Origin of the sequence: Paludisphaera sp. (assembly GCF_037189885.1) — a bacterium.
In the GTDB taxonomy this organism is placed as follows: Bacteria; Planctomycetota; Planctomycetia; order Isosphaerales; family Isosphaeraceae; genus Paludisphaera.
The window spans coordinates 140,253-157,031 of record NZ_JBBCIR010000023.1; the positions used below are offsets into that span (position 1 = coordinate 140,253).

Genomic DNA, 16,779 nt, shown 5'->3' on the forward strand with positions numbered 1-16,779 from the left:
CGACCCTCATGTCCAAGCCTTCGCGCCGCCGCCGCTTCGCCCCCGGGGTGACGGCCCTGGAGCGCCGTCGCCTCCTCGCCCTGTCGGCCCTTTGGATCGGGCAGGACGGCTCGGATTACGTCGGCACCGAGGGGACGCTGGTCCAGCAATCTCCCAACGATTATCAGGATATCCGATTCCGGCTGACCGGACTGGCGGGCCAGGCCGTGTCTCGGGTCGAGGTCGAACGCCACGGGGGCGGGGCGTGGTCCTGGGCCCCCGCGCAGGGCAAGAACGCCATGTTCCTGCCCGACCCCGCCGTCCCCTCGGCCGCCGACCTCTTCCTGGAACCCTACTTCGCCGACCCCGCCGGCATGCTCTACCAGGCCATCCGCGTCACGTACGCCGACGGCACGACCGAGCAGGCCTCGCTCCGCTCGGACTCGGCCGTCGATCCCAACCTAAGAGTCCCGGGGTCGGGCGTCCAGGCGACCTTCCTGGGGCAGGACGGGCGAGACTGGACCGGCTCGACGATCGCCGTGGGGCCCGACGGCTTCCAGGACGTCCACCTGGCCCTCTCCGGCCTCTCCGCCGGCGCGTCGGCGCGCGTCCGGATCACGGCCGCGACGTCCCCGCCCCGCGCGTGGGAGACGGGCGTCAACCCGGACGGCCGCTGGAACGCCGAGATGCTGGACCGCCCCGGCGCCAACGCCTCCCTGGGCACCACGGCCGACGTCTACTTCTCGTCCGACGTCGACCTCGCGGGCATCCCGCTGACGGTCCAGGTCCTCTACGACCACTGGAACCCGGACCATCGCTCCTACACCAACCGGAGCGGGAAAACCGACGCGACCGTGGTGCTCGCCGCCGCGACCGTGCCGACGCTCGCGATGCCCACGGTCGCGGAGCCCGACCTCGCCGCGTTCTCGGCCCGGAGCCTCCCCCAGGACGCCGGCTTCCCCGGGCTCTCCCACGTCGCGATCGACGCCGCGAGCCTCGCCGCGATGGCGGGGACGCGTTCGCTCGCCTCGGTCCGCTCGGCCGTCCTGTCCAACCAGCATGGCGGCGCCTGGCTCTACCTGAAGGACGGGGCCCCGGCGCCCCATACCGGGTTCGCCGACCCGACGCGGATGTCTTATTCCCCCTCCACCGGGGTCCTGAGCTTCCCGCCGGTCCGCGACGAGTCCGGCTCCACGCTGACCCTCCGCCTGACCTTCGACGACGGCTCGGAGGCCGTCGCCCGATTCGCCGGGGCCCCCGCCGACCTCGGCCGCCTGGCCGTCGACCCCCGCGTCGGCGCGCCTTCCCTGCGCGTGGTGGACTCCGCCGGCCTCCTGGCGGCGCTCGCGACCGACGCCCCCTCGGTCCACCTATCCGCCGGGACGTACAGCCTGGACCGGCCCCTGGTCCTCGACGCCCCGGTCCGCCTGACGGCCGAGCCCGGGGCCGTGCTGAACTTCGTCCTGTCGGCCGCGCCCGGCTCGCCCTGGAACAACGAGACCGGCGCCATCTACGTCCGGTCGAGCCACGTCGCGCTCGACGGCTTCGACGTCCGGTTCACCGGGACCACGGCCGAATGGAGCACCCACGCGCGGAACGTGGTGCAGGCGGGGTTGGGGACGATCGACGTCGGCCTGACGTTCACGAACCTCGACGTCGTGGCGCCGGCCGCCGCGGCGCCCGGCGCCTGGGAGATGGCCGTCCCGCTCATGAACTTCGACGACGGCGACACGGGCGTCATCGCCGCCAACGCCCTGACGGGGGGCTTCATCTATCTCGGGGCGGCCCCCTGGCGGGTGGAGGGGAACGACTACCGCGGCGCGGTCGCCGGCACGATCACCCCCAGCTTCCTCGCCGCGCGTCGCAGCTTCGACGTGGCCATCCTGAACAACCACGCTCGCCAGGTGGATCCTCGCGGGATCGCCCAGCGTTTCCTCGTCATGGGCAGCTCCGACACCGGGCAGGGGATCGGCAACACGGTCGCGGGGAACACGATCGGCGGCGGGATCGGCACGCCGACGGCGAACGTCCCGGCCGGGTGGGACAACAACCCGGAGGTCATCCTGACCGAGACGTACCAGCCGCGGTTCGAGGGCGTCCCATCGTCCCTGTCGCCCGACGGCTACGTCCTCCAGGTGCCCCACCTGCGCGGGCCGGCCGCGCGGACGGGCGACGTGGTCTCGATCCTCGAAGGGCCCCACGCGGGCGAGTGGCGGATGATCGCCCAGGCGCTCGGGCCCAACCGCTATCTCCTGGACGCCCCCTTGCCGGACGGCGACCACGCGATCGCGATCGGCCGGGGGTTCGTCGACCAGGCGTACCTGGACAACACCATCGACCTCCGGGGCATGATCCCGAACAACGTGGCGATCGTGATCAGCGGCAACCACTGGGGCCAGCGGATCGAGGGCAACACATTCCACGGCGGCCAGGCGCTCCGGGTCGGCGCGGGGTCGAGCGAGGGGGCCTTCGAGGGCCGCCACCCCGCGCCCTGGGGGTGGTCGCGACTGCCGGTCCTGGGGCTCGCGATCGACGGCAATACGTTCGTGGATTCGTACGTCGCGCTGGAGGTGGCGCACGACCGCGGCGCGAACAAGGCGAGCGCGGGGCGGATGTACCTCCAGGGCGCCTTCACGAACAACACGTTCCGCTGGAGCGACCCGTCCCGGCCGGCGGTTACGATCGGCTCCGGCGGGGACCCAAGCCGCGGCGAGCCGGCGTACACCCGCGCCAACTATCCCTGGCTCACGCCCGGCGAGATCGTCCTGGACGTCCGCGACAACCTCGCCGTCGAGGGCACGGCGCGGCTGAGGGTCTACTCGGCCGTCCTGAACGGGGCGGCGGTGGACGACCAATCCTTGACGCTCGCCGCGCTCCCCGCCCTGACCGCCGCGTCGCTGGGGCAGGACGGCCGGGACCTCGTCGGCTCCTCGAACGGCCCCGACGGGTTCCAGGACGTCCGCCTGGCCCTCGACGGCCTCGACACCAGGAAGGAGATCGTCAAGGTGACGGCGATCGGTGCCGACGGCCGGGCCTGGAGCACGTCGCCCGCGGTCGGCGAGGCGCCCGCGGCCCTGTCGCGCGACGGCGGCCGGGCCCATCTCGACATCCAGCCGCTCCGCGACGGGGCGGTCGGGCCGTTGACCGTCGTGGTGACGTACTCCGACGGCACGACGGCGGAGTGCTTGCTCTCCGCGTTCCACGCCCTGGCCCGGCTGCCGATGCCCGCGACCGTCGGCGGCGGCGAACCGCCGGCCGAGTCGGCGACGGACGGCTCATCGAATGGAGCATCGCTGGCCTTCGACGGCGACGAATCGACCTCGTGGGTCGGGACCTCCGGCGTGGGCTGGCTCCAGTACCGGGCGCCTGGCGGCGCGCCGATCGTCGTCCGGGGCTACACCGTCGTCAACGCGGTCGACGCCGAGCGGTACCCGTCGCGGGTGGCCCGGAGTTGGACGCTGAAGGGGTCGAATGACGGCGTGACCTGGACCACGCTCGACGCCCGGGCCGACGGCCGTCTGGTCTCCGTCAACGCGGCCGCGTTGACGATCCGCCTCGCGGCCCCCGCGGCCTTCCGGTACTACCGGTTGGAGGCCATCACCAGCGTCGGCGATCCCCTCGTCCAGATCGGCGAGGTCCGGTTCGACGCGGCCCCGGCTTCGCCCGCCGTGGTCGAGTCCCCGGCCGACGACGCCCAGGCCGACTCGGGGCCGGCCCTGGCGTTCGACGGCGACCCGACGACGAAATGGCTCGCCCCGTCCGGGACGAGTTGGCTGCAATACGCGACGCCCGGCGGCATGCCCAAGGTTGTCACGCAATACGCGATCACCAGCGCCAACGACGCCGCGCGATATCCCGGCCACGCCCCCCGGAGCTGGACGCTGAAGGGCTCCAACGACGGCGTGACCTGGACCATTCTCGACGCCCGCGCCGACGCGGCCGACCTGGCGAACTCGTCGACGCGCGTCTATCGCATTGCCAATACCGCAGCCTATCGCTATTACCGCCTCGACGACATCACGAGCAACGGCGACCCGATCATCCAGATCGCGGATCTCGCGTTCCAGAGCGCCCAGCTCGTCGCGATCGCGACGGGCGCAAGGTCGGCGTCGTCCTCATTCGGGGCCGACGCCTATTATTCGGGAGGATCGACGGGGAGCACGACCCACGAGATCGACGTTTCCGGCGTCGTCTCGCCCGCGCCCCAGTCGGTCTATCAGGGCGAGCGCGTGGGCGACTTCGCCTACACGATCCCGGGATTATCCCCCGGCGGCCGTTACACGGTCCGGCTGCACTTCGCCGAGAACAGCGTGAGTCAGGTCGGCGGGCGCGTCTTCGACGTGGACGTGAACGGGTCGAGGGCGCTGAACGGCTTCGACATCCTGGCGGCGGCGGGGGCGATGTACAGGGGGGTTGTCCGGGATGTCGCCGCGACGGCCGACGCCCACGGGCGGATCGTGATCGAGTTCCGGGGCCGCGCCGGTTCCGCCCCGGCCAAGGTCGGCGGCATCGAGGTGGTCGTCCCGGAGGTCGACCTGGCCCGCGGCCGGCCCGCGACGGCGTCGAGCGTGGAGGGGCCCGCCCACTCGGCGGCGATGGCGCTGGACGGCGACGACGCGACGCGCTGGTCGAGCGGCCAATGGACGCGCGAAGGCCAGGAGGCCTGGCTGGCAGTCGACCTGGGCTCGATCCAGGACATCGGCCGCGTCCGGCTGTCCTGGGAGGCCGCGTTCGCCATGGCCTACGCGATCCAGGTTAGCGACGACGGCCAGGTCTGGACGACCCTCCGGTCGATCTCCGGGGCGACGGCGGGGGGCGTGGTGGAACTGCCCGGCCTCGGCGGCCGGGGCCGCCATGTCCGAGTCTATATGTCCCAATACAACGCGACGATGAACTACTCGCTGTACGGCTTCAACGTGTACGCGAGGTGAGCCGGCGGCGCGGGCGTGGCTCTCGATATCGGCGGACTGGCGCCGCGCGACCCGCCGGGACCGTCGGCCCCGCTCGCAACCCGTGCCCAGGGCGGAATCGTGGCCGGGCGAGGCCAGGGGCAAGCCGTCATGGAACCGCCCGGAGGCCTCGCCACTCGGACAGGTCCCACAATCGAATCGCCCCATCCTTGCCTCCCGAGGCCAACACGTCGGCAACGGGCGAGAAGGCGACGCACGAGGCACCTCCCCCATGACGAGCAAGCAAGGCGATTCTCCGCCTCGTGGACGGGTCCCAGAGCAAGACCGCTCCGCTCCGGTCGCCGGAAGCCGCGAGCTTGCCGTCATGGCTGAGCGCCACGCACAAGACTGGATCGCGATGATCGGAGAACGTCCCTAGCTCACGGCCGCTTTCAGCGTCCCAGACTTTGACCGTGCGATCTCCGCTGGCGGAGACCAACGTCCCGCCGTCCGGGGAATAGCGGATCGCATGGACGGGCCCGCCATGCCCGCGTAGGCACGCGCGCTCCCTCCGAGTCACGAGGTCCCAGAGGCGAATGGCCCCTTCCAGGCCCGACGAGGCCAAAACGTCGCCGCCGGGCGAGAAGGCAACGGCGGTCACCGGAGCCTCATGACGTCCGAGATTCTCCCCCTCCCCGAGGCGACGTCCCAGAGTGAGACGAGACCATCCTCGCCACCGTTGCCGCCACCAGCGGCCAGGAACATGCCGTCAGGCGAGTAAGCGACGCCCCAGCCATAGGAGAGCGAATAGCACGACCAGCCCGGCTCGCCGCTCTCGGGGTAAGGATAGTCGGACCGCCCGTTGCCGTTCGCGGCGTCCCATGCCACGACCCCGACCGATGCTTCATTGGCGGCCAGCCGCGCCCCATCGGGAGAGAAAACCACGGAGCCCATGTCCGAGGGAAATCCTGTAACCGCCATCCTCGCCCGGCTCAGCGGCACATCCCAGGTCCTCACCGTATCGTCGCGACTCCTGGAGGCGAGGGTGATGCCATCCGGAGCGAATTCGAGAGAGGTGATCTCGCCCTCATGCCCCCTGAGCATGGCGCGAGGAGGGGGCGGGCTTGGGCCGCAACCGCCGACCCAACAGAGCCCCACCACGAGCATGATCCAGGCGATCGGGCGCGATCGAAGTTGATCCGGCATCACTCGAGTATAACGGGCTCAGGCCAGCGTAACGATATCGGGCCTTGAACGAGTACAAATCGAGATTCCTGAAATCCCGCCGATCGCATCGCTGACCATACGGGTGTTTGATGACGATGCTCTTTGACATCCCGGAAGCAGTTGAACAGCAGGGGTGACCGGCCTCGGGGCGAATAGCCCGGTCCTATCTCCTCTCCTTCGCCCGCGGCGAGGGTCGCCGCGACGGGTACAGGGCGTCGGCCGAGCCAGCGATGAGCCGTTGCCGCCTCCGATCTATGTAGGCACCGCCCGGCGGAAGGAGGGACGGGCATCCCGCGCCGGGCGGGCTCGGCGCGCGGCGAAAAATCACTTCGAAAACGACGAACGAAGCCAACCCGATTTCGCCACAAAGTTTTTACCTTACGGATTTAACGTCGCAACATCGGAACACGTCGGCGCGCGAACGAAGCCAACTCGTGGGGAGAGCGTGGGCAGTCGGGTCGCGCCGGGGAATCCCGGCGGGTGGATGGGGATGGGCCCGGCGGGCGGGTCGGGGACATCGGAAGGCGGGCCCCCGCCGCGGTCGGCCTTGTCGCCTGGGGGGTGGGCCGTTAGCATCGATGGATCGACGGGTGCCCCCCCTTGGCCCGAGGCCGACGGGGGGAGAATAGGGAAGCTGGTGAGAATCCGGCGCGGGGCCGCCGCTGTGATCGGCCAGGCTCCCGGACGTTGCGACCACTGCCCATGGGTGGGAAGGTCGTCCGGGGCCGCGAAGAGCCGAGAGCCAGAAGACCTGCCCGTCGAACCGACGTCGAGACGCCCCGGCCGCGAGCGTCCGCGCGAGCTTCGACATCGGGCCACGCCCGCCTCGATCGAGCCCGCCCGGACCCGAAGCGGCCGGGTCGCCGACCCATCAGCCCGACCCGGCTCGACCCGTCCGAAAGGCCCGACCATGCCCGCCCGCCTCGCCCCGCGCCCCGCGCGCCCGGGGTTCACGCTGATCGAACTCCTGGTGGTCATCGCGATCATCGCCGTCCTCATCGCCTTGCTGCTCCCGGCCGTGCAGGCCGCGCGCGAGGCCGCCCGCCGCGTCCAGTGCGTCAATAATCTGAAGCAACTGGGCCTGGCGATGCACAACTATATCGGCGTCAACAATATGCTCCCCAAGGGGGGTCCCGGAGGCAGCGTGACGCCCACCACGATCGCGACCCCGACCAGCGATACCCAGCGGATCCAGAGCTGGGGCGCGGCCATCGCCCCTTACCTGGAGCAATCGCCGGTCTACAACGCCGTGAACCAGTCGAAGTGGTACATCGAGCCCGAAAATTCGACCGTGAGCCAGACGCGGCTCTCCGCGTTCCTGTGCCCGACCAACCCGCGCGGCGACCTCGGCAAGCCCAACGGCGACACCATCACCTCGACGGACCTGTTCGCTCGCAGCGACTATGGCGGCAACTGGGGCGAACGCGCGTTGCGCTGCCATCCCGGCACGGGATGCACGAATGAATATGGCCAGAATAGCGGCGGCCGCGGCACGATCATGCATCGCCACGAGCCGAACGTTACGCTCACCTCGATCACCGACGGCACGACATACACCGTCGCGCTGGGGGAGGCGCCGAACGCCATCCACGGCATCTGGATGGGCCACAAGAACTTCTTCGACCAGAGCGCCCCGCTCAACGCCCGCTACGGCACGTCGGGGGTCGGGACGTTCGGCGCGTGCCTGATCCTGCCGAACGACCCGAGGCGGAAACCCGGGGAACTCGGCTGCGACTACGGCCAGGAATTCCACTCCTACCACGCCGGCGGGGCGAACTTCCTGATGGTGGACGGCTCGGTCCGCTTCCTCAAGCAGACGATGGACCTCAAGGTCTTCTCCGCCTACCTCTCGCGGAGCGGCGGCGAGGTCATCAGCGCCGACGCCGAGAGACCCGGCGGTCCCCGGCCGCTTGTACCGCCCTCATCCCGGTGCGACGATGAAGCCATCCCATCCGAAGGGATGGAAGCCGGCCCGGCGCGACGAGTCCGAAGACGACTCGATCGGCCGGGCGAGGGCATCGCGGCGGAGGGTCGAGCGATGGCGGACGTGGCGTCGGATCGGGGGGATTGCGGGTGCCGGCCGGGCTCGGGATGCGGGCCGTCGACGCCGAACCGTCGTCAGTTCCTCCAGGTGGGGATCGCCGCCGGGGCCGCCCTCGCCGGCGTTCGGCCGCGAGGGGCGATGGCCGGGCCGTTCGATTCCACGGAGTTCGACCGCCTCGTCCCGGCGGACAAGAAGCTGGACCCCGCGTGGGTCGCGTCGCTGTTCGAGCGCGGTCGACCGACTATCCATCAGGGGACGGACCTCGACCTGATCGGCATGCCCGTCGGCGGCATCTGCGCGGGGCAGTTGTACCTGGGGGGCGACGGGAAGCTCTGGCACTGGGACGTCTTCAACGCCACCATCCGCACCAACGACTCCCACTACGCCAACCCCTTGCGGCCCGAGTCGCCGGTGGAGCAGGGGGCCGCGATCCGCGTGAAGTCCGAGGAGGGGGACAAGGTCCGGACGCTCGATCGCGAGGGATTCGCCGACGTCCGATTCCGCGGCGAGTATCCCATCGGCGTCGTGACTTATGAGGATGCGAGCATCCCCATCCGCGTGACGCTCGAAGCCTTCTCGCCGTTCATCCCGCTCGACGTCGACGCCTCCAGCCTCCCGGCCACGACGCTGACCTACACAGTGGAAAACACGTCGGCCGCGACGGTCGAGGTCGAGTTGGGCGCGTGGTTCCAGAACGCCGTGGGACACGCGACGGGGAGTCCGGGCGAGGGGACGTTGATCAACGAGGTCGCGAGCGGTCCGAAGCTCCTGGCGGTCGTCTCCCGCGCCGAGCCTTCGCCGCCGGCCGAGGAGCCGGATCGGCCGGCGATCGTCGTGGCCGATTTCGAGGGCCCGGACTACGGCGACTGGACGGTCGAGGGAAAGGCGTTCGGCGATGGGCCCAGCAAGGGGCAGGGCCCCGGCCAGACGCTGAGCGGCTTCCAGGGGAAGGGGCTCGTCAACACCTGGACCGGCAGCGATGAGCCGACCGGCCGGCTGACGTCGCCGCCATTCACGATCGAGCGGTCATACCTGAACTTCCTGATCGGAGGCGGCGACTACAAGGCGGAGACGTGCGTCAACCTGAAGGTCGACGGCCGCGTCGTCCAGTCGGCCGTCGGCGAGCGCACCGACGCCATGTCGTGGCGGTCGTTCGACGTCCGCCGGTTCGCCGGGAAGTCGGCGCGGATCGAGATCGTGGACGCCCACTCCGGCGGCTGGGGCCACATCGACGCCGACCACTTCGTCCAGGAGGACCGGCCGCGCTCGGGCCTCGGGCCTGTCGAGAAGCGCCGCGACTTCGGGACGATGGCGCTCGGCCTGATCGACGCCGACGACCGCGACCAGGCCCGGCCCGCGACCCCCTCGGGGAGCCCGGTCGACGGCCTGTTCGGCGTCGAGCCGGCGTCGCGCGCCCCGTTCGGGTCGAAGCTCGTCGGCGCGATCGTCCGGCCCATGTCGCTCCGGCCGGGCGAGAAGGGCACCGCCACGTTCGTCGTCGCCTGGCACTTCCCGAACCTGTCGCTGCCCGACACCCGCCTGCCGAAGGACCTGGGCCGGCACTACGCGACGCGCTTCCCGGACGCCCTGGCGGTCGCGCGGCGCGTCGCCGAGGGGTGGCCGCGGCTGGATCGCGAGACCCGCCTCTGGCGCGACACCTGGTACGACTCGACGCTCCCCTACTGGTTCCTCGACCGGACCTTCGCGAGCGTCGCGACCCTGGCCACGTCGACGTGCCATCGCTTCGGCGACGGCCGCTTCTACGGCTGGGAGGGCGTCGGCTGCTGCGAGGGGACCTGCACCCACGTCTGGCACTACGCGCAGGCGGTCGGGCGGCTTTTCCCCGAGCTGGAGCGGATCCTCCGCGAGCGCGTCGACTACGCCGACGGCGTCGGCTTCGACCCCGACACCGGCGCGATCGGCTTCCGCGCCGAGGGGGATCGCGACCCGGCGGTCGACGGCCAGGCCGGGAGCGTGCTGAGGACATACCGCGAGCACCAAACCTTGACAGACGGCGCGTTCCTGGAACGGCTCTGGCCGAAGGTCCGCAAGTCGCTCGAGTACCTGATGACGCACGACCCCGACGGCGACGGCGTGCTGGAAGGGGGCCAGCACAACACCCTCGACGCCAAGTGGCACGGTCAGATCCCGTGGCTGTCGTCGCTGTACCTGGCGGCTCTGCGTGCGGGGGAGGCCATGGCCCGCGAGCGCGGCGACGACGCCTTCGCCGATCGCTGCCGCGACATCGCCTCGCGCGGGTCGACCGCTCTGGTCGATCGCCTGTGGAACGAGGAATTCGGCTACTTCGTCCAGGTCGCCGACCCCGGGCACGCCCGGGCGGTGGGCTCCTACGACGGCTGCGAGATCGACCAGGTCTTCGGCCAGCACTGGGCCTTCCAGGTCGGCCTGGGCCGGCTGCTCGACGAGGCGAAGGTCAAGCGGGCGCTGGCCTCGCTCTGGCGGTTCAACTTCACGCCGGACGTCGGCCCATACCGCGAGGCGTACAAGGCCGGGCGCTGGTACGCCATGCCGGGCGAGGCCGGCCTGCTCATGGTCACGTTCCCGAAGTCGCCCAGGCCGCCGATCGACGACCCGGGCAACGCGTGGTCGGCCATGTACTTCAACGAGTGCATGAACGGGTTCGAATATCAGGTCGCCGGCCACATGATCTGGGAAGGGATGGCGACGGAGGGGATGGCGATCACGAGGGCCGTCCACGATCGCTACGACGCCTCCAGGCGCAACCCGTGGAACGAGGTCGAGTGCGGCGACCACTACGCGCGGTCGATGGCCGCCTACGGCGTCTTCCTCGCGGCCTGCGGCTTCGAACACCACGGCCCGGCTCGCCGTGTCGCGTTCGCCCCCCGGCTCCGCCCCGAGGACTTCCGCGCCCCGTTCACCGCGGCCGAGGGATGGGGGACGTTCGCCCAGCGCCGCGAGGGGGGTACCCTGGCCGCGACGATCGACGTGAAGAAGGGGAGGCTCGCGCTCCGCTCGCTCGGCCTGGCCGACGATCGCGTCGCGGGGGCCATTCGCGTCCGGGCGACCCTCGGAGGCGAGGCCATCGCGGGGGCGACCGTCAGTCCGGGCGCCACGCCCGGGATGATCGACGTCCTCTCGCCGTCCGAGCTCGTCGTCGAGCCGGGCCGCCCGCTCGTGGTCGTGCTCGCCTGACGCCGGACCGTCTCGAATGGTTCGGCCCGCGAGATGCATGACCCAGACCGGCATCGACCGCGAGAGGAGGGACGCCGGGGAGTCCGGCGCCCGGAGCGGGGGAGCCATGCCATGCGACGCGACGACTCCGGGCGGAACCAATCGAGCTGGGCGGCCGACGTGACGATCGCCGACAGGAGTCCGCTCGCCGAGGATCTGGAGACGGACGTCTGCGTCGTCGGGGCGGGGATCGCGGGGCTTACCACGGCCTACCTGCTGGCGCGCGAAGGCCGTCGCGTCGTGGTCCTCGACGACGGGCCGATCGCCGGCGGCGAGACCAGGCGCACGACCGCCCACCTGTCGAACGCCATCGACGACCGCTACACCGAGATCGAGCGGATCCACGGCGTCAAGGGGTCGAGGCTCGCGGCCGAGAGCCACACAGCGGCCATCGACAGGATCGCCCAGATCGTCCGCGACGAGGCGATCGATTGCGACTTCGCCCGGCTCGACGGCTACCTCATGCTTGGGCCCGACGACCCCGGCGAGTTGCTCGCCCAGGAGGAGGCCGCGGCGCATCGCGCGGGGCTTACCCGGGTGGAGCGGCTGCCGGACATCCCCTCTGCCCCATTCGACAGCGGCCCCTGCCTCCGGTTCCCGGACCAGGGCCAGTTCCACCCGCTCAAGTACCTGGACGGTCTGGCGAAAGCCCTGGAGGCGCGCGGCGGCCGGATCTTCAACGGGACCCGGGCGAAGTCGGTCGAGGGGGGTGACACCGCGCGGGTCGAGACGGAGGGGGGGGCCAAGGTGGCCGCCCGCGCGGTCGTCGTGGCGACCAACTCGCCGATCAACGACAAGTACGCCATGCACACGAAGCAGGCCCCGTACCTGAGCTACGTCGTCGCCGGGCTCGTGCCGCGCGGGACGATCCCCAAGGCCCTGCTCTGGGACACGCCCGACCCGTATCACTACGTCCGTATCCAGGACCTGACCGACGACCCGGACTACCCCGACCAGGACCTCCTGATCGTCGGCGGCGAGGACCACAAGACGGGCCAGGCCGACGACCACGAGGAACGCTATAAGCGACTCGAGGCGTGGGCCCGGGAGCGGTTCCCGATGATGGGGGCGATCGACTACCGCTGGATGGGACAGGTCCAGGAGACCCTCGACGGGCTGGCGTTCATCGGCAAGAACCCGACGGACGACGCGAACGTCTACATCGCCACGGGGGACTCGGGGATGGGGATGACCCACGGCACGATCGCGGGGATCCTCCTCACCGACCTGATCGTCGGCCGGGAGAACCCCTGGGCGGTCCTCTACGACCCGTCGCGAAAGCCGTTGAAGACCATGTCCGACTTCGTGTCGGAGAACGCCAACGTGGTCCGTCAGTACGCCGACTGGCTCACGCGCGGGGACGTGTCCGACGCCTCCCAGATCGCCCCGGGTTGTGGCGCCGTGATCCGCAAGGGGCTCTCCAAGGTCGCCGCTTATCGAGACGAGAAGGGGACGCTCCACACCATGACCGCGGTCTGCCCCCACCTGGGCTGCATCGTCGCCTGGAACGACGACGACGCGACGTGGGACTGCCCCTGCCACGGCTCGCGGTTCGACCGGCTCGGGAAGGTGGTCGTCGGCCCCGCGAACGCCGACCTGGGGCCGGTCGATTGAGCGGGCCCGCTCAAGTCGCGCCCTCCCCGCGGCCGAGATCCGATAGGCGCGACCCCGCGCGGTCCACCGCTCTCGACGCCGTCACCGGGAGGCGCGAATGCCGCCGTTCGCCGTGAGGGATCCCGTCAGCACGTTGACGCACGCCCTGGGCCTGGTCGCCGCCCTGCCGACGACATGGCTGCTGGTCCGGGCGGCCCTGCGCCGGCACGCGGCCGACGCCGCTTCCCGGTCGTTCGAGACCGGGAAGGTCGTCTCCCTGGCGATCTTCGGGTTCGGGATGGCCGCCTGCTACGGGGGGAGCGTCCTGTATCACGCCTGGCCGGGGGACGAGCAAACGCAAGACTTCCTGCGTCGCCTGGACATGGTCGGGATCTTCCTGCTGATCGCCGGCACGTTCACCCCGGCCGCCTGGGCGCTGATGCGGCCCCGGCCGCGTCGCGTCGCGATGGCCGCCGTGTGGGGCGTCTCGGTGGTTTGCGGGGGGGCCATGCTCCTGGGACGCTCGTTCCCGACGTGGTTGGCGACGAGCATCTACCTCGCGCTAGGATGGGGGATGCTGGCGTGCTACGTGGAAGTCCGCCGCGACCACAGCCGGCAAACCCTGCGGCTGCTGCCGATCGGCGGCGTCCTTTACAGCGTAGGGGCGGTCGTCAACCTGACCCGCGCGGAGTTCGCGCCGGGGTTCGACGCGCACGAAGTCTTCCACCTGTTCGTACTGGCCGGGACCGCGGCGCACGTCGCCTTCCTGTTCCGGGTCGTCATCCCGGCCCAACGCCCGAAGCCTCGCGCGGAGGCTTCCTTGGAAATTGCCGCGAGGCCGAAGCCGCCGCGCCGGGCCGGGGTCGACGCCTGAGGGGTCCGCGTCAGCGCAGGACGGCCGCGAGGCGTTGCACGGTCTCCTCGCGATCGAACTCGGCCTTGCCGAACCCGGGCTCGGCACCGGCCTCGACGGCCTCCTGCTGGGCCTCGGGGTAGTTGCTCACGAGCATCACCGGGATCTCGGCCGATGCGGCGTCCTCCTTGACGGCCCGGATCACGTCCAGGCCGGGCGTCTGGTCGACGTCCAGCAGCCGGTTGACCAGGACCAGGTCATACCGCTCCTTCTTCACCAGGCGGAGGGCGTCGTCCTTCGTGTGCGCGCGGTCGACCTCCGCGCCGAAGTGTTCGGCGAGGAAGCGGGTGATCCGAGGGTGGTCGAAGTTGCATTGCCCCACGTCCAGGACCCTTGGGGAATTCCCCTTCGCCTCGGCCATCGCGATCCCCTTTCCTTCGAATTCAGCAACGGAGCGGTCGCCGGGGCCGTCCCCGGTTCACGTCGGATATTGTTCGCGTCCGAGGGCGGGCCTTCAAGGCGGGGCCGCGGGAGGCCCCGGATTTCGGGCTGTCGAACTTGAGGGAATCGTGATAGAAAGCCGGCGACCACCTCACGCACGTCGGCGCCCCATGTCTCCGCCCACTTCGATCGACCTCGCCCGTCTCCGGGCCGTCGCCGACACGCCCCTGGAATGATATCCACGTCTCGCGGGACGGTCGGACCGAAGGAAGGACGCATCACATGAACGGCGCACGGAAGCGACGGGCCCTCATCTCGCTGGGCCTGGGGATCATCGGGGGCTGCCTATCGATCGTGACGGCGACGGCGGCGCCGCTGCGGCCCGACACGTCCACCAGCGTCGCCCGCCTGACGATGGTGCTCGACCAGGACGGACGCCGCGTCGCCTTGCCCCGCCCGGGAGGTTCGCTCCCTGAGGGGACGACGCCGACCTATCTGGCCTACCGGCTGCCGGGACGGACCGGCGTCCCCGAGGGGACTCCCACCGTCGCCGCGTCTTCCGGCCGCGACGCCGTCGGGCCGCTTCGCCTGGACGCGGCGGCAATCCAGGCGCTCAACGCCGACCTCGCCCGGTCGGGACAAGTCGCGGTGGTCGCTCCTCGGCAGGCTTTCCTGGTGGAGCGGGCGGCCGGGGCGGCCCTGGTCGACGCCACGACCTCGACCCAGTACTGGCGGGCCGCCATCGCGGGCAGTTCGGCGGGCAAGTCGATCGGCAACACCCTGGAAGGGTGGTACGACTCCAGCACCGACGCGGTGAAGAAGTTCAACCAGTCGATCGTCGACAGCCTCAAGAAGACCTTCACCCCGCCCGCCCCCAAGCCCGTCATCATCGGCCCAAGGCTCGCGGCGCAGGTCCTCGACCCGGACGGCTCCGCCGACCCGACCGCCGAGGCCACCGTCGCCGAGACCCAGCCCGCTCCGGTGCCGGAGCCCGCGACCTGGATCGTCTTCGCCGCGGCCTCGGCCCTGGGGCTCCGGCTGCGAGCCCGCAAGGCCGCCTGACGGGGGTCGAGTCCCGCTCACTCTTCAACCCGCCACCAACCGTCGATGAGCCGGGTCAGGTCCGCGACCCGGTCCGGCTCCGCGGCGGCCAGGTCGCGTGCCTCGGCCGGATCGGCGACCACATTGAAGAGCAGGGGGGATTGCCCCGGGGCGTTCCGAGGGTCTGGGAGGATCAGCTTCCAGTCCTCCGCGACGACCCAGCGATAGCGGAGGCCCGCCGCCGGCCGATCGAGGTCGGCGACGTCGTGCCCGAACACCTCGCCGAAGACCGCCGGCCGATCCGCCACGGCTCGCTCGTCACGCAGGTCGACGCCGCCCATGTTGGCCGTGGGCTCCAGCCCGGCGGCGGCAAGGATCGTCGGGGCCAGGTCGATCGAGCTGACGGGCCGGTCGACCACCGCCGGCTTAATCTTGCCTGGCCATCGCACGAGGATCGGTGTCCTAAGGCCGCCGTCATACGGCGACTGCTTCGACCTCGGGCCGTACCCGGGGGCGTCCGGATCCTGGATCCAGCCGTTGTCGGCGAGGTAGACGACCAACGTATCCTCGGCCACGCCCTTCGCGTCGAGGTGGTCGAGCAACTCTCCGCAGGTCTCGTCGAACCACTCGATCATCGCCCAGTATCGCGCGACGTGGAGGCTGGGGGCCTTGTCGCGGTACTTCGCCAGCAGCCGCTCGGGGGGGTTGTGGGGCGTGTGGGGCATCATCGGCGCGTACCAGACGAAGAACGGCCGATCGGCGTCGACCGATCGGTCGATGAAGTCCAGCACCGGCCGCATCGTCTTCCGACCGATCTCCAGGCCGACGTCGCCGTGACGACCGCCACGCTTCGGGTCGCCGTGGGTCATGCCCTCGTGGAATCCCCCCTCGGCGTGGCTCCCGCCCCACCACTTGCCTGTCTGGAGCGTGACAAAGCCGCGCTCGCCGAGCAGGCGGGGGAGCGTGGGGGCCTCCTTGATGAAGCCCTCCATCCGGCGTCGCCCCTCGCGAAGGGCCGGGTCGTCGAGCAGCCGGCCGTAGCGGCCCGCCGTCCCTGGCGGGTCATTGCCCGTCACCTTGTGCTGGTGCGGGTAGAGCCCGGTGATGATGGACGCGAGGCTGGGCGAGCAGAGGCTGCTCGGAACGTACCCACGCCGAAAGGCCAGCCCCTCGGCCGCGAGGCGGTCGATCCTCGGCGTCTGGACGTGGGGATGGCCCATGAAGGAATAGTCCGTCCACGCGTGATCGTCCGAGACGATCAGCACCACGTTCGGCGGCCGGTCGGCGGCCGGGGGGGTGGCCGCGACGAAAGGGGCCAGGACCAGGGCGGCGATTCCAAGCATGTCGATGCTCCCCAAGCCGTTCGGTTCGATGTATGGACCGCGCCACTCTATCCGCCGGCCTCGCCGCGCGGAATCCCCCGGGACGCCCGAAGACGCGTCCGCGGTTGGGTTCGCTCGTCGAGGCGAGCGCCCCGGAATCCGAACGCAACCGCCCAA

The 16,779-nt window shown here is 70.9% G+C and carries 8 protein-coding genes and 1 riboswitch; of the genes, 5 read left to right on the forward strand and 3 right to left on the reverse strand.

Annotation, left to right across the window (positions count from 1 at the left end; translation table 11 throughout):
• The first annotated feature begins 8 nt into the window (after positions 1 to 8).
• Entirely contained in the window at positions 9 to 4,910 is a 4,902-nt protein-coding gene (locus WG209_RS09480) for a discoidin domain-containing protein (RefSeq protein WP_337174784.1), read from the forward strand.
• Between the two features lie 615 nt (positions 4,911 to 5,525).
• Here WG209_RS09480 and WG209_RS09485 read toward each other — a convergent pair.
• Positions 5,526 to 5,822: a hypothetical protein gene (locus tag WG209_RS09485; RefSeq protein ID WP_337174785.1), complete on the reverse strand. Its 297-nt coding sequence runs from the start codon at positions 5,820 to 5,822 to the stop codon at positions 5,526 to 5,528.
• Between the two features lie 844 nt (positions 5,823 to 6,666).
• A riboswitch (cobalamin riboswitch) is annotated at positions 6,667 to 6,869 on the forward strand.
• A 136-nt stretch (positions 6,870 to 7,005) separates the two neighbouring features.
• Here WG209_RS09485 and WG209_RS09490 point away from each other — a divergent pair.
• From WG209_RS09490 to WG209_RS09500, 3 genes are all read left to right on the forward strand, one after another.
• Positions 7,006 to 11,313: a DUF1559 domain-containing protein gene (locus WG209_RS09490; RefSeq protein WP_337174786.1), complete on the forward strand. Its 4,308-nt coding sequence runs from the start codon at positions 7,006 to 7,008 to the stop codon at positions 11,311 to 11,313.
• Between the two features lie 111 nt (positions 11,314 to 11,424).
• On the forward strand, positions 11,425 to 12,966 hold the full coding sequence (locus WG209_RS09495; RefSeq protein ID WP_337174787.1) for an FAD-dependent oxidoreductase: 1,542 nt from the start codon (positions 11,425 to 11,427) through the stop codon (positions 12,964 to 12,966).
• Between the two features lie 97 nt (positions 12,967 to 13,063).
• Positions 13,064 to 13,819: a hemolysin III family protein gene (locus WG209_RS09500; RefSeq protein WP_337174788.1), complete on the forward strand. Its 756-nt coding sequence runs from the start codon at positions 13,064 to 13,066 to the stop codon at positions 13,817 to 13,819.
• 10 nt (positions 13,820 to 13,829) lie between these two features.
• On the opposite strand, the gene WG209_RS09505 is transcribed toward WG209_RS09500, so the two are convergent.
• Positions 13,830 to 14,219: a response regulator gene (locus WG209_RS09505; RefSeq protein WP_337174789.1), complete on the reverse strand. Its 390-nt coding sequence runs from the start codon at positions 14,217 to 14,219 to the stop codon at positions 13,830 to 13,832.
• 302 nt (positions 14,220 to 14,521) lie between these two features.
• On the opposite strand from WG209_RS09505, the gene WG209_RS09510 reads away from it, so the two are divergent.
• On the forward strand, positions 14,522 to 15,301 hold the full coding sequence (locus WG209_RS09510) for a hypothetical protein (RefSeq protein WP_337174790.1): 780 nt from the start codon (positions 14,522 to 14,524) through the stop codon (positions 15,299 to 15,301).
• A gap of 17 nt (positions 15,302 to 15,318) precedes the next feature.
• Here the strand turns inward: WG209_RS09510 and WG209_RS09515 are convergent, their stop codons facing one another.
• On the reverse strand, positions 15,319 to 16,623 hold the full coding sequence (locus WG209_RS09515; protein WP_337174791.1) for a sulfatase: 1,305 nt from the start codon (positions 16,621 to 16,623) through the stop codon (positions 15,319 to 15,321).
• Between the last annotated feature and the right edge of the window lie 156 nt (positions 16,624 to 16,779).